Origin of the sequence: Klebsiella sp. ZJOU C1 (assembly GCF_035620215.1) — a bacterium.
GTDB classification, from domain to species: domain Bacteria; phylum Pseudomonadota; class Gammaproteobacteria; order Enterobacterales; family Enterobacteriaceae; genus Klebsiella; species Klebsiella variicola.
Genome location: NZ_CP141644.1, coordinates 1,425,519 through 1,449,845 on the forward strand (window position 1 = coordinate 1,425,519; position 24,327 = coordinate 1,449,845).

The window sequence follows — 24,327 nt, forward strand, 5'->3', positions numbered from 1 at the left end:
GGAGAGGGGGAAAACCATGCCACCGGGCGAGAGGGATCCCCTATGTCAGCATTACCTTCCCCCGAATACAGCCGCAATATGCGGCTGATTGGCCATAGCGATCAGGGCGGTCGTCCGGACGGCGTGCAGCTGATGGTGCACCGCGGATTCGCCTATATCGGCCATATGGTGTCGCAGGGCTTTTCCGTGGTCGATGTTCGCGATCCGACCCGGCCTACCACCGTCAACTATATTGCCGCGCCGCCGGGCACCTGGAACGTGCATCTGCAGGCGCATGACGATCTGCTGCTGGTGATCAACGCCCGGGATCTGTTTGCCGACGCCCGTTTTGCTGATGAGAAGGTCTACTACACCCGCTCGGTGGGCGACACGGTCAGCGATGTGCAGGACAAGGGCTGGAGCGCCGGGCTGCGCATCTTTGATATTTCCACTCCCGCGCAGCCGCGGGAAATCAGTTTCCTGTCGCTTAACGGCATCGGTATTCACCGCATCTGGTACGTCGGCGGCCGCTGGGCGTATGTGTCCGCGTTGATCGACGGTTTTACTGACTACATCTTCCTGACCATCGATCTGGCCGATCCGCGTAAGCCCGAAGTGGCCGGGCGCTGGTGGCTGCCGGGGATGCACCAGGCGGGCGGTGAAACACCGGACTGGCCGCAGGGCAAACGCTATGCGCTGCATCACGCCATTATTGCCGGGGATACCGCCTACGGCAGCTGGCGCGACGGCGGCCTGACGCTGCTGGATGTCAAAGACCGTACCCAGCCGACGCTGATTAGCCATCGCAACTGGAGCCCGCCGTTCGGCGGCGGGACGCATACCGCGCTGCCGCTACCGGATCGTGACCTGCTGGTGGTGCTGGATGAAGCGGTGCTCGACAATCAGGAGGACGGTGAGAAGCTGATCTGGCTGTTTGATATCCGCGAGCCGTCAAACCCGGTGAGCATCGCCACGTTCCCGCCGCCGGATGAAATCGACTATGTGGCGAAAGGGGCGCATTTCGGTCCGCACAACCTGCATGAGAATCGTCCCGGCAGCTTTGTCAGCTCAACGCTGATTTTTGCCACTTATCAGAATGCCGGCGTGCGGGCTTACGATATATCTAACCCGTATCGTCCGCTGGAGACCGGGGCGCTGGTGCCGGCGGCGCCGAAGACGATGATGGATACCCGTCCCGGCCGCCCGCAGGTGATCCAGTCCTGCGATGTGTTTGTCGATGCGCAGGGCATTATCTACAGCACCGATTACAACGGCGGGCTGTCGGTGATTGAGTATCTGGGATGAGGACAAGGTAAACGCAAAATTGTGCTCGCATGTCTGCCGGGTGGCGGCTTTCGCCTTACCCGGCCTACAAAAGACTGCAAGATCAAACCGTCATGCGGTTATCTGTAGGCCCGCGCAAGCGCAGCGCCGCCGGGCAATCCCTGATGATTGCACTTTTTTAGGGTTTGCTCCCTCTCCCTGTGGGAGAGGGTTGGGGTGAGGGCAAGGTAAACGCAAAAAGGCAATGACAATGGCCTTTTTTAGGGTGTGCTCCCTCTCCCTATGGGAGAGGGCCGGGGTGAGGGAAAACAGGCGCACTCAGCTGTACTGGCGTACCCGCGCCAGCAGCTCGTCGACGCTGTCGATACGCTCGGCCAGCACAATCAGCGCTTTGCCGAGGGTAATGGCGTGGCGCAGGCATTCATGGCGCATGGCGTCGTCCCGGATAGTGTCGATATCCGCGACGTGCGACAGCCCGACGCTGCGGCGGATCAGTTCGCTGCCGCAGAAGCCAACCGCGTCGGCCCAGACTTTCTTCAGAAAGGCGGAAGCGTAGCCGGGGTAAGCCAGGGCCGCGTCGCGGGTTTTCTCCGCCGCCAGCGCCTGGAAGCGTTCGGCGAAGGTGGTCCACAGCTGGTGGATATCGTTCAGTCGCTGCTCGCGTGCGGCGGCGGCGTCGCGAATGCCGAGCTGGCCCGGCAGGCCGCAGTAGTTAAGCAGCAAGTTGCCGATGGCGGTGCCGATATCGAAGCCAATGGGGCCGAAATAGCCGAACTCGGCGTCGATGGCCTTCAGGCTGCCTTCGGCAACGAAGATCGACCCGCTGTGGATATCGCCGTGCAGCAGCGCTTCCGCATGGGCAAAGAAACGATGCTTCAGCGCCGCCACCGCCAGCTTTAGCTGGGCGTCGTCGCGCAGGACGGCAACATCGGCCTCCAGCTCCGCCGGGTAGTTATTACGCTCGTGGATCTGATACGGGTCGTTAAAGAACAGATCCTCGGTGATCTCGCACATCGCCGGGTTACTAAACTGCGCCACCTGCGCTTTTTTCTCGTGGGGATGGAGATAGAAATCGCTGGTGTGGAACAGCACCTGCGCCAGATAGTCGCCAAGCTGGCGGGCCGCCTGCGGGTAGTAGACGTTAGCGATAAGCTCCCCGCGCCAGATGCGGTGGTCGGAAAGATCTTCCATCACCATCACCGCCAGCTCGGGATCAAAGTGATGGATTTTTACCGTGTGCTGCGGACTGTGCTGATAGTGGGCGACCAGGGTCTGCGCTTCCAGACGGGCGCGGTCGAGGGTCAGGGGCCAGGATTCGCCGACACAGCGCACGTAGGGCAGGGCCTGTTTGACGATCGCCCGGCTGACGCCCTGGCGATCGAACACTTTAAACACCAGATTGAGGTTGCCATCGCCCACTTCCTGCGCGCTGACCAGCTCAGATGGGTTGTCGATGCCGGCGAACTGCTGCGCGTAAGCCACGGCATCGTGGGCGGTGAAGGTATGGTATTGCGACATTGCCTCGATCCTCGAATTCTGATTAAGCCGTTCAGACGTCTATACTTCTGGATTCCATCCTGACACAATGTGATACAACAACGCAACAGGGATTTAACGACATGCAGACATTACAGACCACCAGCCTGCGGGTGAGTGAAAATCAGCTTTTTATTCTCGACCAGCAGGCCTTGCCGCAGGAGAAACGCTGGCTGGCGGCGGATAACGTTGCGCTGCTGGTGGACCATATTCATGCCCTGCGGGTGCGCGGCGCGCCGCTGATTGGCCTGTCCGCCAGCCTGCTGCTGGCTCTGCTGGCCCAGCGCGGCCTGAACCGGGATGCACTCCAGCAGACGCTGGAGACGCTGCGCGCGGCGCGGCCGACGGCGGTCAACCTGATGAATAATCTGGATCGCATGAAGCAGGCGCTGGCCCGGGAAGATTACCCGCAGGCGCTGGAAGCGGAAGCTTTGCGTCTGGTCGAAGAAGATAAACAGCTGTGCGACCGCATCGCTGAGGCGGGCAGTGCGCTGGTGAAGCCCGGCAGTCGACTGCTGACCCATTGCAACACCGGTGGCCTGGCGACCGCCGGGGTAGGGACCGCCCTGGGGGTTATCGCGCTGGCGCACCGGCAGGGAAAGGTGGCCAGCGTGTGGGTCGATGAAACCCGGCCACTGCTGCAGGGCGGACGTTTAACCGCCTGGGAGCTGGGCGAGCTGGGCGTGCCGTATCAGCTGATCACCGATTCAATGGCCGCCAGCCTGATGGCGCAGGGGCAGGTGGATGCGGTGTGGGTCGGCGCCGACCGTATCGCCGCCAACGGCGATGTGGCGAATAAAATCGGCACCTACTCTCTGGCGGTTTTGGCCCATTATCACCAGATCCCGTTTTACGTCGCTGCCCCGCAGACCACCCTCGACCGCCATTGCCCGAACGGGGCGGCGATCCCCATTGAGCAGCGCGCGGCGGCGGAAGTAACCGGGGTGGCGGGCAGCTTTGGCGCGGTACAGTGGGCGCCGACGGGGGCCGCCGTTTACAATCCGGCGTTCGACGTCACGCCTGCTGGGCTGGTGAGCGGCTGGGTGCTGGACAGCGGGGTGGTCACCCCGGCGCAGGTCGCCGCCGGGGCGTTTGCGCCGGACAATGAATAGCCGACACCGTGCCGGGCCTGGAAAAAATGGCTTTCCCGGGCCCGGGCAAGCGCTGCATTGCTACGGCAGGACCATGGCTACCGCCGGGGCGGATGACCGGTCGATACGCTGACCGAGGGCGGTAATAGCCGCCTGGAAGGGACACAGCGTACCGACGTCGGTCTGACGGCAGCCCGGCTGACGCCACTCCTGACGCAGCATCGGGTGCTGCGCGTCCGGCGTCTGCAGACGACGCAGGTCGTCGAGGCCTTGCGCCTGGAAATAGACCCGCAGATAGCGTTCCCCGCTCTTCGCGTTGCGCCAGCGCTCCAGCACCAGGCTACTGCCCGGCGGGATATTTCCCCGGCTGTAGCCCGGCAGCTGCCAGCTAAAGTTCATCAGCGTGCGCACCATGGCGATATTGGTGTCATGGGCCACCAGCAGCAGCCAGCGTACGTTCGGATTCGCCTCCGGTTTGACGCCGTCGAGCATGGCGTTGAGCAGCACCGACCCGCGTTTTTGCGCGGTATACAGCACGTCGTTACTGAGATCGTAGTTTTCCGTTAACAGCGGCAGCAGGGCGGTGATCTGCCTGGCCTGGGTGATCTTGCCCCACGCCAGCTGGCTGAGAGGCAGGTTTTCACTCCAGCCGAGACGCAGCGTCTCCACCATATTGGCCATCACGCTCAGTCCGCTAATAGTGGTTTTCCCGCTTTTGCTCTGCTCCACCTGCCAGGGGGTGTCGAAGATCGGGCAGGGTTTATCGGCCTGACAAACCGCCTGTTGCAATAGCTGGATGGCCGGCGCCAGCGCCTGCCGACGCTGCGCCAGATCCCCGGCCTTCTCTTTCACCGCCGCCAGCTGGCGGGCGGGGTCGGTTTGCGTGGCGGCGAACTTGTCGGTCTGAAACAGGGGATCGGCATCCCCGCTGACATAATGGATAGCGACGCCGCAGCCGGGGAAGGCGCCATCCACCAGCGCCTGGGCGGTCGCCCGCGTCCGCTGCAGCGGGCTGGCGCGCACGTAAATCGACTCCGCCGTCGGGCATCCCGCCTGCAGCAGGCCGAGCTGGCGATAGTGCTGGCCTTCCTCACGTCCTTTGTTAACCACGGCGGCATAGCCATGGCCGGTGAGCTCGCCGTCATGGGTGGTCCACTCGGTCCACGGTCGGCCGGTGGCGGCCTCGATGGCTTCCCGGTTGCCGGCCGTCGGCGGGCGGATACCGTGGCGGCTGAGCTCGACCACTTTCTCCAGCTGCCAGTCCGCGGCGGCAGCAGATTGCAGCGCCAGCAGCGGCAGCGCGCAGGCGATAAACAGGCGTAACAGCCCCTGATGTCTTGCAGGCATCATATCTTCTTCCTTAATTCGTTAATCGGTTATGAGGAGAACGAGGTCTGCCGTTCGACGGCATGGCGCCGGGCGACGATGGCGGCAGTGGTAAAACAGAGTAGCGCGGAACCCAGACCGGTACCCACCCAGAACAGCGCCAACGTGCTGAAATCATACAGCGTTTTGCCGTTCTCAAGGATAGCCGTTTTATCAATAATGATCCCAGTGAGAAACTCGCCCAGGCCGGCGCCGGCGTAGCTGGCGATGCCGATGGTGCCGAGCGCGGCCCCGGCGGCTTTGCGCGAGGAGATATCGACGGCGATCAGCCCGCCGAGGAAGCAGGTCAGGGCGCCAATGGTGGCCCCGAAGATAATCATCGCCAGAATATCAGTGTAATAATTGTGCGGCGACCAGAGCATCAGGGCGAAGCCGGCGGTGTTCAGCAGGCTGATAAACCCGGCCATCACGCTGCGGTTGCGTGGAAAAAAGCGGTCGGAGAGCATGCCGGCGATGATGGTCCCGGCGATGCCGGCGATGGCGTTGACGCCGATAATCCCGGACGCCTCCAGCGTGGAATAGGCTTTATCCTGCTCGAGAAAGAAGATCCCCCACGAGTTGACGGCGTAGCGGTCGATGTACATAAAGGCGGAGGCGAGGGCGAGGGTCCACAGCGCCGGGTTGCGCAGCGCCAGCAGCTGGTTTTTAAACACTGAGCCGCGGGCTTCGGCCTCCTCCTGCGGTTCATCGCGGATGACGTTGATGGACGGGAAGCCACTGCTCTGCGGCGAATCGTGCATGAACAGCACCAGCAGCACCACCCCGGCGGCGCCGAGCGCAGCGGTGGACAGGTAGCCCATCTGCCAGCCAAATCCGGCGATCACTGCGGCGATCACCATATAGGTCACCGCCTCGCCGATATTATGCGCCGTCGACCAGATGCCATAGAAGGTGCCGCGCTCCTTAACGCCGTACCAGCGCGCCAGCGAGACCGCGCAGGGGCCGACGCCCATCGACTGGGCCCAGCCGTTGATCCCCCAGAAGATGGCCAGCAGCAGGGCGTTGGTGGTCATCCCCATCATCAGGTTCATCCCGGCGCTGAGCAATAAACCGAGGCTCATATAGCGCACCACGTTGGCGTGATCGGCGATAAAGCCGTTGACCAGCTTGCCGATGGCGTAGCTGAAGAACAGGGTTGAGCCGATCATGCCCAGCTCCGTCGGGGTGATCCCCAGATCCACCAGCGCGCTTTTGGCGACGGTGAAGGATAACCGGCAGACGTAAAAGGTGACGTAGGCCAGGGTCATGGCGATAAAGGTTTGCCAGCGCACCCGGCGAAAACGGTGTTCATCAAACGCGGCGCCCGCTTTCGGCGGCGACGCCCGGAAAAAAGCGATAATTCCAGACATAGGTGGTTCTCCGCAGGTCGGAGGCCTGACTGATTGATGTGGTTCGTCCGTGAATGAAGTTATCGTTACTGTGTAGAGTACATAATCAGAAATAGCCTGACCCGTAAGGGTTAATGTAAGGGTTGTGGGATCATCTTTTTCAGCTGCGGGTAGAGCGTCTGGCTGGCCAGCAGTAGCGGGTTGCCGCGCTGGATCCCCTCCTGCGCCAGAAAATCGTTGCTGGCGCCGCCCGCTTCGCGCATCAGCACCAGCCCCGGCAGAGCGTCCCACGGGTTCATGTGCGGCTCGTAGTAGCCAATCAACCGGCCCGCCGCCGCCCAGGCGCTCATCAACGCCCCGGAACCGTTGCGGATAAACATGCCGCCGTCGCTGAGCAGCGCCTGCAGAAACGGCAGAAAGTCCGCCGGGGTGACGCGATGCGAGGTGCCGACGCCCATCACGCCCTCTTTGACCGTCGTCGCGGGGTGTGGACGGATCGGGGCGTCGTTGAGCCAGGCGCCATGGCCCCGCAGGGCGTGAAACAGCTCGCGATGGTTGGGGTCGTAGACCACGCCGATGACCGGTTCGCCGTCGGCGACGATCGCCAGCGACAGGCACCAGGTGTGCAGGCCGTTGAGGAAACAGCTGGTGCCATCGATGGGGTCGACCACCCACAGGATCCGGGCGTCGGGCAGGCGGGTGCCGCTCTCTTCGCCGAGAAAGCCATCTTGCGGAAACGCGCTCTGAATGCGCTGTTTGACAAAGGCCTCCACCCGTTTGTCGGCCACACTGACCACATCCTGCAGGTCATTGCCTTTATGGTCGACGGTCAGCGCCTCGCGCTGTTGATAGTATTCAAACGCCAGCTCAGCCCCCGCTTTCGCCAGCTCGCAGGCCAGACGGTAGCGGGCCTGTAGCGCTTCTGATTCCTGAGATTGCATAGTGACTCCCTATTTTGCACACGTGTGCATTTTGCGTGAAAAAAACAGCCCCGAAGGGCCGAATGAGTGTGGCCGGGTTTCGCAGAAGGTTCTGTGATCGCTCCAGCATAAAATGATTTTTTCATTTCGCACTATGACGAATAATTAGTTTCACCGGCACTTCGCGATGGCGTGAGGGCAGGCTGAAGCGGGCGATCCGCGTCATCAACAGATCCACCGCGTGGTGCGCCAGCAGGGCGGTATTCTGCTGGACGGTGGTGAGCTGATAGGGCTGCCAGTCCGCCTGCGGGATATCGTCAAAACCGACGATGGCCGGCAGCGGGGCGGGGGCGTCCCGCAGGCCATCCAGGGCGCCCAGCGCCAGCATATCGGTGGCGCAGAACAGCGCCTGCACTCCGGGGTTTTCAGCAACCAATTCTCTGGCGGCCTGGTAGCCGGCCTGATAGCCGCCGCCGTCGCAGAAGCGGCTGCTCACCGCCATACCCGACGTCCGGGCGATGAAAGCCTCATAGCGCTGGCGGGTGCTGAAGTTCTCGCGATTTTCGCCAATAAAGCCAACCTGCTGCCAGCCTCGACGACTGAACAGATCCGCCACCAGCTTCGCCCCCTGGGCATTATCGCTGCACACCCGGTCGCAGCCGGCGAGGTCCGCATGGCGGTTGATCAGGGTGACGGGGATCTTGCGCGCCAGATACTCTTCCGCCAGCGACAGCGGCGGCGCGCCGGAGGTGATGATCACCCCGGCGACGTGATAGCTCAGCAGTTGTTTAAGCGAGGGGGCGAGCTGCTGCGGATCGTCAGCGTTCATCAGCAGCGGCATAAAGCCATTGAGCGCCAGCTGATGGACCAGCGGCGCCAGCAGTTTGCTGCGAAACGGGTTGTCGAAACCGGCGGTGACGATGCCGATAAAATTACTGCTGCCAGTGATCATCGTCCGGGCGATGATATTCACCTGATAGCCCAGGGCTTCCGCGGCGCTCAGCACCTTCTGCCGGGTCTTCTCCGACACCGAGGCGCCGGGGGTGAAGGTGCGGGAGACCGCCGAGCGCGAGACGCCGGCCAGTCTGGCCACGTCCTCGGCCTTAATCCATTTTTTATCGCTCATCGTCGTTTCGCGCCGTCTGTTTTCCAGGAAGCCGACGCCCGGGCGGGCGTCGGTCACGCACACTGCCTGAAAAGGTATCACAGAAAGGCGCCGACGCGCAGCGCCTTGCGCCTTATGCCGGGTAGCGGATGTGCTCCACCTCACGCTGCAAAATCACCTTGCCGTGGCGAATGGAGGTCAGCACCCGTGCCTGACGACGGACGGCCTCGTAGTCGTTTTCCGCATCGAGGATCAGCAGGTTCGCCGGGCGGCCTTCGGCGAGGCCGTAGTTATCGCCCAGACACAGCGCCCGGGCGCTGTTGTCGGTGACGAAGTCGAGGCAGCGCTGCAGATCGTCATAGCCGAGCATATGGCAGATGTGCAGCCCGGCATCCAGAATGCGCAGGATATTGCCGTTCCCCAGCGGGTACCACGGATCCTGAATCGAGTCCTGGGCAAAGCAGACGTTGATGCCGGCGCGATCCAGCTCCGCCACCCGGGTGACGCCGCGCCGTTTCGGCCAGCTGTCAAACCGGCCCTGCAGATGAATGCTTTCGGTCGGGCAGGAGATGAAGTTGATGCCCGAGGCTTTCAGCAGGCGAAACAGCTTTGAGCAGTAGGCGTTATCATAAGAGCCCATCGCGCAGGTGTGGCTGGCGGTGACCTGCGCCCCCATGCCGCGCACCCGCGCCTCCTCCGCCAGTACTTCAAGGAAACGCGATTGCGGATCGTCGATTTCATCGCAGTGGACATCCACCAGGCGGCCGTAACGCTGGGCGAGGTCCATCAAAAACATCACCGAGCTGACCCCTTTGTCGCGGGTGTTCTCATAGTGCGGAATGCCGCCCACCACGTCGGCGCCCATCTCGATGGCGCGGGTCATGAGTCCGCGGCCGTCGGGGTACGATTCGATTCCCTCCTGCGGGAAGGCGACAATCTGCAGATCGATAAGATCGGCGGCCTCTTGTTTCACCGCCAGCAGCGCCTTCAGGGCCGCCAGCGACGGATCGGTGACATCCACATGGGTCCGGACGTGCTGGACGCCGAAGTCGCGCAGCATGCCGATGGTTTTCAGCGCCCGCTGGCGGGTGTCCTCCGGGGTAATACTCGCTTTGCGCTGGCTCCAGCGGGTGATGCCTTCAAACAGGGTGCCGCTGCGGTTCCACTCCGGCTCGCCCGCGGTGAGGGTGGCGTCAAGATGGATATGCGGCTCGACGAAGGGCGGGATCGCCAGCCGGCCCTGGGCGTCGATATCCCCGGCGTCGGCACTCTGCATCGCGGCCTGGGCGGAGATGCGGTGAATCATCCCGTCCTGCAGGTCAAGGGTAAACAGCGCCTCCTGGCGGCGCAGGCGAGCGTTAATAATTTTCATGGTGGGTCCTGTAAATGGTTTTGCGATAAACGCCAGATCACCAGCGCGACCGAGGCGTTGAGATGAAACTGGGGGTGGCTGACCGGGTAGCCGGTCAGTTTTTCAATACGCTGGATGCGCTGATGTAATGTGTTGCGATGCAGGCCCAGCCGGTCGGCGGCCCGCACCACGTTGCCGTTCTCCTGCAGCAGCGTCTCGAGGGTCTCCAGCAGCAGCCATGGCGCTTTGCGGCCCGGCTCGATCAGGCAGCCCAGAGTGTCGTGCATAAAATCGTTGAGCAGCGCCGGGTCGCTGACCGCGGACAACAGTTTGATAAACCCCAACTGCTGATAGTCGCTGATACGCTGGGTCGGCCGCAGGGTATCGCACAGATCCAGCGCCTGGCGCGCCTGCGACAGCGCCCGCGGATAACCCTGCAGCTGCCTGACCGGTGCGGAGAGGCCGCAGAGCAGCGACAAACCCTCCTCTCCGTCCGCCAGCGCCTGCAGCCACTGCTGCAGCCATTTTTTCTGCTGAAAGCCTTCCCCCTCCTCATCCGGCAGCAGGAAAAGAAACATATTGCTGCGCTCCAGCAGCGGGAAGGGGTTGCCCTGCTGGTTGAGCTGCTGCTGCAGCTGCTGACGCACGCTGCGGTGGGCCTGCAGCAGCCAGGCTTCGGCCTGCTCGGGCGGGAACTGGCGAAACAGGCGGGACAGCCCCTCCAGACGCAGCGCCGCCAGCCGCAGCGGACGGGTAAAATCGAGCTGCTGATGGAGGGCGCGCTGATGGAGCATCTGCAGATCCGGATAGTCGCCGGTGACCAGCTGCATCAGAATGTCGCGCTGTGACTGCAGGGCGTTTTCACTGCGGACCAGCGCGGTGCCGATGCGCTCGGTGACAATTACCATCTTCAGCAGGTAGGGCTGCTCAATCAGCGGAATGCCCAGCTCGTCGGCAAGGGCGATCAGCGTGGCGGGAATGGCGTGGATATAGGCCTCGCCGGTGAGGATCACCATCCCGGCGATGCCGCGCTGTTTTCCCTCCATCAGCAACTGGATCAGGTTGGCTTCATCACGGGGATGGTTGATGCCGGTAATAAAGACCAGCTCGCCGCCCATGATCCACTCGGCGATATGTTCATTTTCCGCCACGTAGTACCAGCGTACGGCCCGCTGCAGCCCTTGCTTTCCCGCCCGCAGACGCAGGGCGGAGAGTCCCTCAAGGGCCAGCAGTTCGCTGACCGTCAGGCTCATGGCTCCTGCTCCGCGACGGCGGCAGGCTGGCGTTTGCTTAGCAGGCACAGGACGATATAGACCAGCGCGGAGACGGTGATCCCCACCAGCGGCGCGATCCACGGTGACAGATAGGCCACCACCGCGCCGGCGGCGTAGGCGCCGAGTCCCAGCCAGTTAAAACGCGGCAGGCGGGCGTTCTGCAGCAGGGGATAGCGCCCGCCGCGGGCGAACCAGTAGTCGGCGAGGATCACCCCGCCAATGGGCGGAATAATACTGCCCAGCAGCACGAGGAACGGGATCAGCATTTCATACATACCGCCAATAGCGAGCACAATGCCCACCCCGGCGGCGGCGATGGTTAGCGTCCGGCGACGTTCGCTGCGCAGCAGATGGCAGGCGGCGGCGGAGACGTTATAGATGGTGGGCCCCTGGATGGTCAGCAGGTTGAGACACAGCATGATCACCGCGGCGACCGACAGCCCCTGCAGGATCAGGACTTCCACAATATCGGCCTGTTGATAAACGATGGCGCACCAGGCGCCGGCGACGATCATCAGCCCGTTGCCGATGAGGAAGCTGCCCATGCTGGCGAGAATGGCGGTCCGGCTGGAGTTAGCCAGCCGGGTCCAGTTCGTCGCCTGGGTGGCGCCGCTGGCGAAGGTCCCGAAGACCATGGTGATGGCCGCCGACCAGGTCATGGTGTCGCTCGGCGCAATGCGGGTCATCGCCTGCCAGCCGCCGGCGTGGTGCAGCGCCAGATACATGGAGACCATCAGCAGCACAAACATCAATGGCACCGACAGGCGCGACAGCGCGTCCAGTCCCTTGTAGCCCACCAGCGCGGTGACGCAGAACAAAATGCCAAACAGCACCATCAGCGGCTGGGTCAGCGCCTCGGGCAGGGCGAGGATCTTCACCAGCGAGATAGCGACCGTGGCGGTCCCCCAGGCGTACCAGCCCAGCTCGGCAAAACCAAGAATAAAATCGGCCAGCTTGCTGCCGATCTCCCCGAAGCAGAACCGGCCCATCAGCACCGTATTCAGGCCGCTGCGCGCGGCGATCCAGCCCAGCGACGCGGCATAGAGGGCCAGCAAGGCGTTGCCGATGACGGCTATCCACAGCAGATTGACGATGGAAAAGGAGACGCCGAGTTTGCCGCCGGCAAACATCGTGCCGGTGAAAAAGGTAAAGCTGAACAACACCATGGCGATGGAAAATACGCCTTTGCGTCCGGCGGCGGGCGCTTCGACGAGGGGAAAATCATTGCTGTTTGACATCCTGGAACCTCTGGCTGGTAGATGGGCGGTGATAGCCGGAAGTAGCAAGAGATGTGCCAGGAAAAACCGGGCACGGGGAATATCACAGGATGTGCACAGTGCACAGTAATGAGGAGGTAAAGAGGAGGAGATGCCATTTTAGTGGGCATCCTGCCATGTTTTGCACCAGTCCAGGGCAGAAGAGGGCGGCGAGCGCATCCCTGGCGCAGGAGGAGAATTTCAGCCAGGGCGATCCGCCAGTTTTTGGCCAGCGAGTAGTGGAGAATAGCGGTGTATTGAAAACGGTTGGTTAAATCACTGTGAATAAGGGTTATTTAATATGCATTTATGATATAACCATTTGTCTTGTGTGTGTTTCCTGAAATATTGTCCCCTCCGGTTAGCGGTGTTAGTATCGGATAAATAGCCATTTAGACGGCTAAATAAATCATCGCTAACCTAAGGAACTGCTATGTGGCAAGAAAGACTCGCGCAACTGGTCACCACCTGTCATTGGATCGGGGCGAAAGGCTGGGCGCCGGCGACCGGCGGCAATATGTCGGTGCGTCAGGATGACACCTGGTGCTGGCTAAGCGAGTCGGGCCGCGACAAAGGCAGCCTGACGACCGAGGATTTTCTGCAGGTTGAGATCGCCACCAACCAGGCGCCTTCCGGACGGAAGCCGTCGGCCGAGACCGGCCTGCACACCCTGGTGTATCGCCTGTTCCCGGAAGCCAACGTGGTGCTGCATGTGCATACCGTCAACGCCACCGTGCTGTCGCGCATCGAAAAAAGCGACACGCTGGCGCTGCAGGGGTATGAAATGCAGAAAACCCTTAGCGGGCAGCACAGCCATCTCGATACCGTTCCGGTCGCCATCTTTGATAATGACCAGGATATTGACGCCCTGGCGGCGCGGATTGCCGATTATGCGCAAACGCGCCCGCTGCGCTACGGCTTTCTGCTGCGCGGCCACGGCCTGACCTGCTGGGGGAAAGATATTCAGGAGGCCCGCCGTCAACTGGAGGGGCTGGAGTTCCTGTTCGAGTGCGAGCTGATGCGCCGCCGCTACGAGCCCTGAGCCGGAGCAGGTATGGATTTTTATCTTGGGATCGATATCGGCACCTCGCGGGTGAAAGCGGTGCTGTTTGATCAGCATTTCACCGCCTGCGCCAGCGCCGCGGAAAATACCTCACCCCTCCTGTCGGCCAATGGCTACGCGGAACAGGATATGACCCAGCTGTGGCATTCGGTGCTGGCTATTCTGCGCCAGATTGCCCGCCACCCGGCGCTACAGGCGGGGCGGCTGCGGGCCATCGGCCTCGCCGGGCAAGGGGAGGGGGTCTGGCTCAGCGATGAGCAGGGCGAACCGGTGGGCCCGGGGATCCTGTGGAGCGATACCCGCAGCCACGAGCTGATGAGCGACCTGCTGCGCCGACCCGGCTTCGACCGCCGCTATTTCGCCGATACCGGCACCCACCTGCAGCCCTGCAATACCAGCCTGCAGCTGTACTGGCTGAAACAGTATCAGCCGGCGCGGCTGGCGGCCGCGCGCTATCTGTTTTTCGCCAAGGACTGGATCCGCTTTCGCCTGACCGGCGTGGCGGCGCTGGAGTTGACGGACGCCAGCAGCTCGTTACTCAATCAGCAGACCGGCAACTGGTCCTCGGTGGTGATGAACGAGATGGGGCTGAACGAACTGCTGCCGCTGTTTCCCCCGCTGCTGGCCCCGGATGCTCCGGCCGGCACGCTGAGCGATGCGGTGGCGGCGCTGACCGGGCTGCCCGCCGCGACGCCGGTGGCCGCCGGGGCGCTGGATGTCTGTAGCGCCGCGCTGGGCTGCGGCGCGGTCAACGAAGGGGATATCTACACGATCCTCGGCACTACCTGCTGCACCGGGATCGTCTGCCGCGGCCCGCAGACGGTGAACGAGGCGACGCGCTTTGTCACCCATACCGAAGCCGGGCAGGTGATCTCGCTGTTTCCGATGCAGGCCGGTACGCCAAACATTGACTGGCTGCAGCAGCATATTTCGCTGGACGCCGATCTGGGTCGGCTGGAGCAGGCGATCGCGGAGGTGGAGCCAGGCAGCGGCGGCGTCTTCTGGCAGCCGTACCTCAATGGCGAACGTGCGCCGTTTTACAGCCCGGACGCGCGGGCCGGCTTTTTCGGCATTAGCCCGCACACCACCCGCGCCGAACTGCAGCGCGCGGTGTTTGAAGGCCTGGCCTTCGCCATTGTCGATGCGCTACAGGGTTATCCGCAGGGCGGCGAGCTGTATCTGACCGGCGGCGGCGCAGCCTCGGCGACCTGGCTGCAGATTATCGCCGACTGTACCGGGCGTACGGTGGTCTCCAGCGCCTTTAACGAACTGAGCGCGCGCGGCGCGGCGATTCTGGCGGCCCGCAGCGTCGCGGCGCTGGCCGAGACGCCTCCGCTGGCGCAGACCCGCTATCAGCCGCGCCCTCAGGCGCATGCCCGCTACGCGGCGCTGTATCCCGTTTACCGCCTGCTGCGTGAGCAGATGCTGCCGGTATGGCAGGCCAGACAGGCCGCCCTTCAACCTCTTTCTCAGGACGTACAACCATGAAAATCGTTTTTACCGCCGAGCATGCTGGCGACCTTAGCGCCTTCCACCAGCTGGGCGAGCTGCTGGTGGAGGGATGGGCGCTGGGCAAACCGAAACTTAGCGCCGGTCAGCTGATTGAGCTGGCCCATGACGCCGAGGTGCTGGTGACCAGCTATGATGAGGTGACAGACGCGGTAATGGCCGCCTGTCCGCGCCTGCAGGTGATCGCCTGTACTCGCGCGAATCCGGTGAATATTGATACCCAGGCCGCCCAGGCGCGCGGCATCCGGGTGCTCTACACCCCGGGGCGCAATGCCGATGCCGCCGCGGAGCTGACGCTTGGCCTGATGCTCAGCCTGGCGCGCCATATTCCGCAATCCCATGCGGCGCTGAAGCGGGGGGAATTCACGCAGGCTGATAATGCCGCCGCCGCCACCCAGCAGGGTCTGCGGCGGGATGTGGTCTGGGACGTGAGCCCGGAAAGCCCCTATGAAGTGTTTAAAGGCAGTGAACTGCGCAATAAAACGCTGGGGCTGGTGGGGTATGGCAACATTGGCCGCCGGGTGGCGCGTATCGCCCGGGCGTTCGGCATGGCGGTGTTGGTGGTGGATCCGTTCGTCGCCGCAGAGGATATCAATGAGCCAGGGCTACAGAAAACGACCCTGGAGGCGCTGTTCCGCGAGGCGGATATCGTCAGCCTGCACCTGAGCAGCGGGCCGCACAGTGACGGGCTGGTGAATGCGGCGCTGTTAAACAGCATGAAGCCCGGCGCGCTGCTGATCAATACCTCTCGCGCGGCGGTGGTCGACGAGGCGGCACTAATTGATGCCCTGCGCCACGGCCCGCTGGGCGGCGCGGCGCTGGATGTCTATCACCGCGAACCGCTGTGGCGAGATCATCCTTTTGTTATCGAGTTCGATAACGTGATTATCACGCCGCATATCGCCGGAGCCACCCGGGAGAGTATCGCCAAACACACGGCGATGATTGCCGCCGATCTTCAGCGCTATGTCGCCGGGGAGCCGCTGCTGTACCAGTGGCGTTAAGCCGCTTGCGCCGCTGCGGCGGCGCGGGTCCATCGTCAGGGGCGATGGGCCGCCATAAAAGCCTGGGTCTGTTCCCAGTCCACTACCCCGGCATCCGATCCCATCCCGGTCGCCACCAGCGCGGCCACCGCCGAGGCGACGTCACACGCTGCTTTCACGCTGAGTCCGCGCGCCAGCGCGGCAATAAACCCGCCGCAGTAGCTGTCGCCGCAGCCGGTGGTATCCACTGCCTCGACCGGCCACGGCGCAATATGCTCCAGCGCGCCATCTCGACGGATAAGCCAGGAACCGTTCTCGCCGTCTTTCAGAATGCAGGTGCCCACACCGAGTGCCAGGAAGAAGCGGCCGATGGCCTCCGGCTGCGTCTCGCCGGAGAGAAAGGCGGCTTCCTCCAGCGAAGGCATGAAATAATCCACCGACGGCAACAGGGGCCGCAGTAGTTCGAGGGTGTCTTCATTCGGGGCGATAAGGTCAAAGCTGGTGGTGACTCCGCGTGCTTTAGCCGCCTGCAACAGCCGCGCGCTCTGTCCCTGGTCCATTGCCGCCAGCAGTCCGGTCCCGCCGTGATGCAGGAAACGACAGTCGAGGACGGCGTCAAATTCCGTTTCACTGACGAACAGGGCGTCGGATGCGCCCCGGCAATGCAGGGCCGGACGCTCGCCGTTGGGGCGAATCGGCAGGATCGTCGCCGAGGTCTCTTTCAGCGCGGTGCGCTGGATAAGCGAGCAGTCGATGCCCAGCCGGGCATAGCTGGCGAGGATAAAGTCGGCCTTTTCATCTTCACCCAGGCAGGCCACCGCTGCGGTGCGGATCCCCAGCTTCGCGGCGTTAATATTGGCCCCGGCGGCGGTGCCGGCGGGGTTGAGGCGAATTTGCTCAATAAAGGCGACGCCGCCGCGCGGCGGGATCGCCACCACCGGGCGCCCGGCGATATCCAGAATAGTCAGGCCGACAAACACGGCGTCAAAGGTTGCCATCGTTCTCCCGTTTAGCGATGCGTTTGGCGCAGGCGCGCCTGCCAGAAAGAAAGGGCGAGGGCCACCACCAGAATCACGCCGACCAGCGCGTCCTTCACCAGATAATTGAGCCCCATCAGGTTCAGGCCATTATCAATAATGGCAAGGAACAGCACGCCGCCGAGGGTGCCAAGGATGCTGACCCGACCCAGACGGTTAAAGGCGGTGCCGATAAATACCGCCGCAATGGCGTCCATCAGGTAAGACTGCCCGGCCAGGGGAGTAAACTGCCGCAGGTTGGCGGAGAGGATCACCCCGCCGATGGCGCAGAGCGCCGAGGCGGCCACCAGCACGCCGAGCATGGTCAGGCGATCGCGGATCCCGGCGATACGCGCCGCTTCGCTGTTCTGGCCGATGGCGCGGACATATTTGCCCCACAGCGTGCGCTCGGTGACCAGCCAGGCCACCAGCCACAGCGCCAGCACAATCACCACCGGCGTGGGGATCCCACCAAGGTTGCCCACTGCCAGATCGTGATATTCCGGCGCCATCCGCCGATAAGCTATCGCGCCGCCGCCGTCGGTATAGATGCGCTCGGCGCTGCTGGCGATAAACCAGGTGCCGAGCGTGGCGAGGAAGGGGCGGATCCGGCAGATGAGGATCAGAAAGGCATTGAGCAGGCCAATCAGCACACCGCCAAGCAGGGCGCAGCCTACCGCAGCCTGCCACGGCAGATGCCAGGTTTTCAGGGCGACGAGGGCGAAGGCGGCGCCGAAATCGAGCGCGACGCCTACCGACAGGTCAATCGCCCCGGCGCTGACGATCAGGGTCATCGCCATCGCCACAATCAGCAGGATCGCGCTGCCCTGCAGCAGGTTGGCCCAGTTATCCACGGTTAAAAATACCGGATTCGCCCAGCCAAACAGGGCGATGGCCAGCAGGGTGATGACGCCAAATCCGGCTCGCGACAGCCAGGCCAGCGGGCTGCTGGCCGTCGGTTCTGCCGGGGCAGGGGTTTTCAGGGTGATTTGGCTCATGCCTCGCCTCCTTTGTGTCTGACCGCCGATGCCGCCAGCACCACCAGGATCAGGCCGCCTTTAATGGCGCCCATCCAGAAGATATTGACCCCCAGCAGGCCGAGCCCGTTAGAGAGGGCGTTAACCAGGATCGCCCCCAGCAGCGCCCCCCAGATGGTGACCACCCGACGGCGCGAGAAGGCGGCGCCGATAAAGGTCGCGAGCACGGTTTCCAGCAGCAGCGGCGTGGCCGTCCCGCTGGAACTGCCGGAGCCCTGGCTGAGCAGCGGCAGAATAGCCAGCCCGGCGGCAATGCCCGCTAACAGCCAGACCAGCAGGGTCAAGCGGCGCACGTTCAGGCCGCTCATCTGCGCCATATCGCGATTGCCGCCCACCGCCTGCACATGCTGGCCGAAGCGGGAGTGGTGGAGCAGGAACTGGAACAGGATAAACACCCCCAGCAGATAGATCAGCGGCCAGGGCAGGCCCAGCACACTGTTATCGCGAAAGGCGACCATCAGCGGATCGCTGACCGCGATGCGCCGCTGGCCGGTCAACAGATCTGTCAGGCCGGTAAACGCCACGGAGGTCGAGAGGGTGGCCAGCAGCGGCGGCAGGCCGGCCGCCAGCACCAGGAAGCCGTTGATCGCCCCGCAGAGCAGGCAAACCGCCGCCAGCAGCGCCAGCAGCAGGAGGTACGGCGTGTGCCATTCGGCCAGACCGAGGCTGAGCAGCGCGACGCCGAGCACCGCCGTCGCCGGCAGGGAGAGGTCGATGCCGCCGGAGACCACGTCATCCCCGCCCACGGCGATAACGCAGACCAGGCCGAAACAGAGGATCGCCAGCGGAACGCTCTGGACCAGCATCAGGCTGATATTTTGCCAGCTGAGAAAGTAGGGAGACTGTACGCTCAGCCATACCAGCAGCGCCAGAAACAGGATCAGGGGAAATTTTTCAATCAGCGTCGCCAGGCCCGGACGGCCGCGACGCTGGATAGCGGTACTCATAGTGAAGGCTCCTGTCCGCCGTTGATCGCCACCAGCAGGGCGTCCAGCGTTAGCCCGCGGGTGGGCAGATTGGCCGCCAGCGTGCCGCGCCAGAGGACCAGGATCCGGTCGCATAGTCCGAGCAGTTCGGGGGCGTCGCTGGAGGAGACCAGCACCGCCCGTCCTTTATCGGCCAGCTGGCGCGTCCGTTGATAAATATCGCGACGGGCGCCGATATCGACCCCAAGGGTGGGTTCATCGAGAATAAACAGCCGGGCATCGGTGCCGAGCCAGCGGGCGAGGATCGCTTTTTGCTGGTTGCCGCCGCTCATGTAGCGTACCGGCAGCGCCGGGCGTCCCGGGCGGATCGCCAGCTGTTCTATCCAGTCGCGCGCTTTCTGCTCGGCGATACCCCGCCGCTCCCAGCCAAAGGTAGCGGTCTCCGGCAGTGAGGCGAGATTAATATTGTCGGCGGTGGTGAAGGGCAGGATCAGCCCCTGATGGCGGCGGTCGCGTGGCACCAGCGCCATGCCGGCGCGGATCGCCTGCTTCGGCGTACGAATGCGCCGCGGCTGGCCGTCGAGGTGGATCGTACCGCGTTCTGCCGGGCGTAAGCCGTAGAGTAAGTCGACCAGCACATCGCGTCCGGCGCCCAGCAGGCCGGCGACGCCGACGATTTCGCCCGGCTGAATATCAAAAGAGAGATCCTGCAGCTGCCGCCCGTCGCTCAGCTGGCGCACCGAGAGCAGCGGGGCCGCCCCGTTGTCTGCCGCCGGGTGATGGCGCGGGGTATACAGCTGGTCGATTTCCCGGCCGACCATCATGGCGATCAGCGCCTCGGTATTCTGCAGCAGGTCGCGGTCCGGGTAACCGACCACTTCCCCGTTACGCAGCACGGTGCCGCGGTCGCAGAGGGTAGCTATCTCATTGAGGTAGTGGGAAATATACAGAATGGCAATGCCCTGGTCGCGCAGGCGAAGGATGGCGGAGGAGACCAGACTGGCCTCCTGCGCCTCCAGGGGGGCGGTGGGCTCGTCGAACACCACCAGCCGCGCCGCGCCGTCGATCAGCGCGCGGGCAATCTGCACCAGCTTGCGCTCGGCCAGGCTCAGGTCGCGCACCAGCCGTTCGGGGTCGATCGCCAGTTGCCAGTTTTGCTGGAAAAATTGCGCCGTGGCGGCCTTCATCCGTCGGCGATCCAGCGCCCCCCAGCGGGTGCGATACTCCTGGCCGAGAAAAACCGATTCCGCGACGGTAAAGTGCGGGATCAGGTTAAGCTCCTGGTGAATGACGCGAATGCCGGCGGCTTCAATGGCTGCCGGATTGCCGAGGGGCAGCGGGTGACCGTCGAGGGTCGCGCTGCCGCTGTCAGCCTGATAGACGCCGGCGAGGATTTTAATCAGCGTCGATTTACCGGCGCCGTTCTCGCCAATCAGGCCATGAATTTCCCCCGGATTGAGGCGCAGGGTGACTGAATTAAGCGCCGTAACGCTGGCAAAACGTTTGCCGATCTGGTCCATGACCAGACCCGCGGCGGGGCGCTCCCCGCCAGGGTGTTGATTTATCACTGCAGTTCGCCGTATCCCAACTGTTTATACACCGCTTTCGCCTCCTGCGGACCTTTCACTGGTATCACCGGGATAAAGGTTTGCACCGGCAGTTTCTGACCGGCAAAGTAGCGGGCCACGTTGTCGGCGGAGGTCTGGCCAATCAGATGCGGCTGCTGCGCGACGTTAGCCACAAACGGACTGCCGGGCTCTGCCATGATCTCCAGCGTCTCCGGACCGGCGTCGATGGCCGTCACTTTCACATCCTTATCACGGCCGGTCTCTTCCAGTGCCTGGACGATACCGATGGCCGGTTGATCCCAGCAGGCGACATGGATGGCGTCCAGTTTGCCTTTCGGATACTGGCTGAGTAATTCGAGGGTTTTCTTCCGCGCGTCTTCCGGCGAGTTGGCGAACTGTTCCGCGAGCTCAGGCTGGATAATATGAATATCCGGATAATCCTTAAGGACATATTTCCACTGATCGTAGCGAATTCCGCAAATACGCAGCGCGCTGGAGAACGCGTTAAATACGGCGACGTTGCCTTTGCCGCCTAATTCATCCGCCATGTAGCGGCCGATGGTCGAGCCTAAGGTGTAGTTATCGGAGGTGGTATTGTTGACCGAATATTGAGAAACGTGATCCACGGTAAATACCGGGATACCAGCATCACGCAATGCTTTAAATTTTGGTTCGACGGCGCTGTCGCCGAGAATACTAATTACCGCGTCCACCTTGCGTGACAGTAAAATATCGTGATTATTGGCATGAACCTGATTATCGCGGCCGCCATCGACGCCAATGACTTTGCCCCCCAGTTTCTCCACTTCCTCTGTCGCACCTTTAAAGGCCTCGCGATCCCAGAAATGCTGAGTGCCGACAACGGCAACGCCAATGGTTTTTCCCTGTAAGGAGAGGGCGTCTGCGGCAGTGACGCTCAGCGAGGCAAGGGAAAGCAGTCCCAGCGCGGCAGGCAATAATTTTCTCTTCTGCGACATTGTTATTATGATCCTGTGATGAAGGTGGTTGCGGACCGGTAGCATGACAAGAAGCACCTCGCCACCTCAAATACAAAATAAGTCTAAGTTATGCCGGGAATGTTATATCGCAGAAACGCCAGAGAAAAATGTTATTTTGCCATCGGGAACCTGAAAATATTTCATGATGCAAAATATACCTTTTTATTTTGTGGTTTTATTTTTGACTTTTTCCGTGTTTATTTAACGGATAAAGACGGCTTTCTGTTTATTGTGATGGCGTGGAGAAATAAGGCCCTTGCAGGGAAATGCAGGTGATTGCGCGGGCTAATACTTTTTTTAGCAGAGTAATGTCTGGCTGGGACGGGGATATTTCCGTCATTTCCTCGATTTATTTTAACGAGTTTTTTGGCTGAGAAGAACGCGAGTGCTATGAAGAAACAGCATAATTATACGGTGATGCACTGGGGAACGTGGCAGGTGGAGAGCCGCGAGGGCGATATCGTGGCGGTTAATCCGGTGCCCTGGGATAAAAATCCGTCACGCATTGGTCAGTCGCTCCCCGACGCGGTGACCAGCCAAACGCGCATTCGCCGTCCGGCGGTGCGCGCCGGCTATCTTCAGCAGGGCCCAGCGTCACGAGAAGGGCGAGGCAAGGAGCCCTTTGTCGAAGTCAGTTGGGAGGTGGCGCTGGACCTGCTGGCTCGCGAGCTGCGCTCGGTCAAGGCGCGCTGCGGCAATGAGGCGATCTACGGCGGCTCCTACGGCTGGGCCAGCGCTGGACGCTTTCACCATGCGCAGAGCCAGCTGCACCGGTTTCTCAAGGGATTTGGCGGGTACACCGCCAGCACCAATACCTATAGCAGCGCCGCGGGCGAGCGCATTCTGCCGCATATTCTCGGGCCGTTGAGCCCGCTGCACCGTCAGCATACCCATTTTTCCGAGCTGGCGCGGGAGTGCCAGCTGTTTGTCGCGATTGGCGGTCTGCCGCTGCGCAATGCCCAGGTCAACGGCGGCGGCGCCAATGACCATATGCTGCCGTACTGGCTGGATAAGATGCAGGCCAACGGCACCCGATTTATCAATATCAGCCCGGTACGCAATGACCTCAGCGCGGTGCCCGACGCCGAGTGGCTGGCCATTCGTCCGGGCACCGATACCGCACTGCTGCTGGCGCTGAGCTATGTACTGATCGCTGAGTCTCTCTACGACCAGGCGTTTGTTGCCAGCCATACCGTCGGGTTTGCCCCCTATCGCGCTTATCTGTTGGGCGAGCACGACGGCGTAGCGAAAACCCCGGCGTGGGCGGCGGCGATTACCGGCCTGGATGCCCAGCGCATCGCCGACCTGGCGCGGGAGATGGCCCGCCACCGGACGATGGTGAATATCTCCTGGTCTATCCAGCGCGCCCGTCAGGGAGAGCAAGCCTACTGGGCGACGGTGGCCCTGACCGCGCTGCTGGGACAGATCGGCACGCCGGGCGGCGGCCTCGGGTTTGGCTACGCCTGCACTAACCTGGCGGGCGCGGTGCGAAAAGCGTTTTCCGGCCCACGCTTACCCGCCGGGGAGAATGCGGTGGATAGCGTTATCCCGGTGGCGCGGCTGTCCGATATGCTGCTGCACCCGGGAGAAGCCTATGAGTTCGACGGTCAGCAGCTGCGCTATCCCGACATCCGTCTGGTTTATTGGGCGGGAGGCAATGCGTTTCATCATCATCAGGATATCAACCGACTGTGCGAGGCCTGGCGCCGTCCGGAGACGGTGGTGGTGCATGAGCAGTACTGGACCGCGCAGGCTAAATTCTCCGATATCGTCCTGCCAGCCACCACCTCGCTGGAGCGAGAGGATATCGGCAGCGGCGGTCACGACGGGTTTATGATCGCCATGAGCGCGCAGATCCCGCCGGTGGGCGAAGCGCGTGACGATTACGCCATTTTCCACGATCTGGCCGATCGGCTGGGCTTCGGAGAACAGTTCAGCGAGGGGCGGGACGCCGGGCAGTGGCTGCGTCATCTCTATGAGGAGTCAAGACCGCGGGCGCAGGAGGAGGGTATTGCGCTGCCCTCGTTCGAGGACTTCTGGCAGCAAGGGGTACTGGAGTACAGTGCGCCGGAGCGGCCGCAGATCTTTCTCGCCGATTTTCGCGCCGATCCGCAGCGCTATCCGCTCTCCACGCCCTCCGGCAAGATTGAACTCTTTTCCGCTACCGTCGCCGGGTTTGGCTATCGTGAATGCCCGGGCCATCCATGGTGGGATGAACAGGAGGCCGCCCGGCAGCGACAGGAGGCGGCGCGGTGGCCGCTTCATCTGCTCTCCAGTCAGCCGCGCGCCCGCCTGCACAGTCAGTACGACCACGGCAGCGTCAGCCGGGCGACGAAAATTCAGGGACGCGAGCCGCTGTGGATGCATCCGAGCGATGCGCAGGCAAGAGACATCCGCGAAGGCAGCGTGGTGAAGGTCTATAACGACCGCGGGGCGATTCTGGCGGGCGTGCACCTGAGCGAGCAGATTTTGCCCGGCGTGGTACAGATGTCCACCGGCGCCTGGTATGACCCGCTGGATCCCAATGAAAAAGGAACGCTCGATAAGCACGGTAATCCCAACGTGTTAACCGAGGATCGCGGCAGTTCGCGCCTGGGGCAGGGCTGTAGCGCCCAGAGCTGTTGGGTGGAGATCGCCCCGTGGCGTGAGGCACTGCCGCCGATCACCGCCTTTGATCCACCGAGGTTTATTGAGGTTTAGGCGTTGGCGCTCGCCGG

At 62.7% G+C, this 24,327-nt stretch carries 19 protein-coding genes; 6 read left to right on the plus strand and 13 right to left on the minus strand.

Features of this window, described 5'->3' with window-relative positions; translation table 11 throughout:
• Positions 1–42: 42 nt before the first annotated feature.
• Positions 43–1,284, plus strand: a complete 1,242-nt coding sequence (locus SPE70_RS06695) for an LVIVD repeat-containing protein (RefSeq protein ID WP_012968719.1) — start codon at positions 43–45, stop codon at positions 1,282–1,284.
• Between the two features lie 297 nt (positions 1,285–1,581).
• Here SPE70_RS06695 and mtnK read toward each other — a convergent pair whose 3' ends face one another.
• The gene (gene mtnK, locus SPE70_RS06700; RefSeq protein ID WP_032729618.1) at positions 1,582–2,781 is read right to left on the minus strand and encodes an S-methyl-5-thioribose kinase; all 1,200 of its coding nucleotides are present in this window, start codon (positions 2,779–2,781) and stop codon (positions 1,582–1,584) included.
• A gap of 101 nt (positions 2,782–2,882) precedes the next feature.
• On the opposite strand from mtnK, the gene mtnA reads away from it, so the two are divergent.
• Positions 2,883–3,911 carry an S-methyl-5-thioribose-1-phosphate isomerase gene (mtnA, locus tag SPE70_RS06705; RefSeq protein WP_064170644.1) on the plus strand — a complete coding sequence of 343 codons (1,029 nt, stop codon included), beginning with the start codon at positions 2,883–2,885 and terminating at the stop codon, positions 3,909–3,911.
• 60 nt (positions 3,912–3,971) lie between these two features.
• Here mtnA and SPE70_RS06710 read toward each other — a convergent pair whose 3' ends face one another.
• The 7 genes from SPE70_RS06710 to codB form a co-directional block, all read right to left on the minus strand.
• On the minus strand, positions 3,972–5,240 hold the full coding sequence (locus tag SPE70_RS06710) for a histidine phosphatase family protein (RefSeq protein ID WP_008805600.1): 1,269 nt from the start codon (positions 5,238–5,240) through the stop codon (positions 3,972–3,974).
• A 26-nt stretch (positions 5,241–5,266) separates the two neighbouring features.
• The gene (locus tag SPE70_RS06715) at positions 5,267–6,625 is read right to left on the minus strand and encodes an MFS transporter (RefSeq protein ID WP_040973862.1); all 1,359 of its coding nucleotides are present in this window, start codon (positions 6,623–6,625) and stop codon (positions 5,267–5,269) included.
• 110 nt (positions 6,626–6,735) lie between these two features.
• Positions 6,736–7,545, minus strand: a complete 810-nt coding sequence (locus SPE70_RS06720) for an inositol monophosphatase family protein (protein ID WP_008805602.1) — start codon at positions 7,543–7,545, stop codon at positions 6,736–6,738.
• A 121-nt stretch (positions 7,546–7,666) separates the two neighbouring features.
• Complete coding sequence (locus SPE70_RS06725) at positions 7,667–8,617, minus strand: LacI family DNA-binding transcriptional regulator (RefSeq protein ID WP_162494476.1); 951 nt, start codon at positions 8,615–8,617, stop codon at positions 7,667–7,669.
• A 145-nt stretch (positions 8,618–8,762) separates the two neighbouring features.
• Positions 8,763–10,001 (minus strand): cytosine deaminase, encoded by a 1,239-nt coding sequence (gene codA / locus SPE70_RS06730; protein WP_008805604.1) that lies wholly within the window; start codon positions 9,999–10,001, stop codon positions 8,763–8,765.
• Positions 9,998–11,233 (minus strand): PucR family transcriptional regulator, encoded by a 1,236-nt coding sequence (locus SPE70_RS06735; protein ID WP_012542475.1) that lies wholly within the window; start codon positions 11,231–11,233, stop codon positions 9,998–10,000. Before SPE70_RS06735 ends, codA begins: the two co-directional genes overlap by 4 nt.
• Positions 11,230–12,492: a cytosine permease gene (gene codB / locus SPE70_RS06740; protein ID WP_049155970.1), complete on the minus strand. Its 1,263-nt coding sequence runs from the start codon at positions 12,490–12,492 to the stop codon at positions 11,230–11,232. Before codB ends, SPE70_RS06735 begins: the two co-directional genes overlap by 4 nt.
• A gap of 451 nt (positions 12,493–12,943) precedes the next feature.
• Here codB and SPE70_RS06745 point away from each other — a divergent pair, with 451 nt between their 5' ends.
• From SPE70_RS06745 to SPE70_RS06755, 3 genes are read left to right on the plus strand one after another with little or no spacing between them, the layout of a single operon-like run.
• Positions 12,944–13,552, plus strand: coding sequence for a methylthioribulose 1-phosphate dehydratase (locus SPE70_RS06745; RefSeq protein WP_008805607.1), 609 nt, complete (start codon positions 12,944–12,946; stop codon positions 13,550–13,552).
• 12 nt (positions 13,553–13,564) lie between these two features.
• Positions 13,565–15,061 (plus strand): FGGY-family carbohydrate kinase, encoded by a 1,497-nt coding sequence (locus SPE70_RS06750; protein ID WP_055323113.1) that lies wholly within the window; start codon positions 13,565–13,567, stop codon positions 15,059–15,061.
• On the plus strand, positions 15,058–16,086 hold the full coding sequence (locus SPE70_RS06755; protein WP_002894255.1) for a 2-hydroxyacid dehydrogenase: 1,029 nt from the start codon (positions 15,058–15,060) through the stop codon (positions 16,084–16,086). The genes SPE70_RS06750 and SPE70_RS06755 overlap by 4 nt, the downstream gene beginning before the upstream one ends.
• A 35-nt stretch (positions 16,087–16,121) precedes the next feature.
• On the opposite strand, the gene SPE70_RS06760 is transcribed toward SPE70_RS06755, so the two are convergent.
• From SPE70_RS06760 to SPE70_RS06780, 5 genes are read right to left on the minus strand one after another with little or no spacing between them, the layout of a single operon-like run.
• Positions 16,122–17,063: a carbohydrate kinase family protein gene (locus tag SPE70_RS06760; RefSeq protein WP_008805609.1), complete on the minus strand. Its 942-nt coding sequence runs from the start codon at positions 17,061–17,063 to the stop codon at positions 16,122–16,124.
• Between the two features lie 11 nt (positions 17,064–17,074).
• Positions 17,075–18,079: an ABC transporter permease gene (locus SPE70_RS06765; protein ID WP_022065711.1), complete on the minus strand. Its 1,005-nt coding sequence runs from the start codon at positions 18,077–18,079 to the stop codon at positions 17,075–17,077.
• Positions 18,076–19,065 carry an ABC transporter permease gene (locus tag SPE70_RS06770; RefSeq protein WP_008805611.1) on the minus strand — a complete coding sequence of 330 codons (990 nt, stop codon included), beginning with the start codon at positions 19,063–19,065 and terminating at the stop codon, positions 18,076–18,078. Before SPE70_RS06770 ends, SPE70_RS06765 begins: the two co-directional genes overlap by 4 nt.
• Positions 19,062–20,564: a sugar ABC transporter ATP-binding protein gene (locus SPE70_RS06775; RefSeq protein WP_072123428.1), complete on the minus strand. Its 1,503-nt coding sequence runs from the start codon at positions 20,562–20,564 to the stop codon at positions 19,062–19,064. The genes SPE70_RS06770 and SPE70_RS06775 overlap by 4 nt, the downstream gene beginning before the upstream one ends.
• A 44-nt stretch (positions 20,565–20,608) precedes the next feature.
• Positions 20,609–21,589 (minus strand): sugar ABC transporter substrate-binding protein, encoded by a 981-nt coding sequence (locus SPE70_RS06780; protein ID WP_008805613.1) that lies wholly within the window; start codon positions 21,587–21,589, stop codon positions 20,609–20,611.
• Positions 21,590–22,000: 411 nt separating this feature from the next.
• On the opposite strand from SPE70_RS06780, the gene SPE70_RS06785 reads away from it, so the two are divergent.
• A complete protein-coding gene (locus SPE70_RS06785; RefSeq protein WP_023322225.1) occupies positions 22,001–24,310 on the plus strand; it encodes a molybdopterin-dependent oxidoreductase in 2,310 nt (769 codons plus the stop codon).
• The last annotated feature ends 17 nt before the right edge of the window (positions 24,311–24,327 follow it).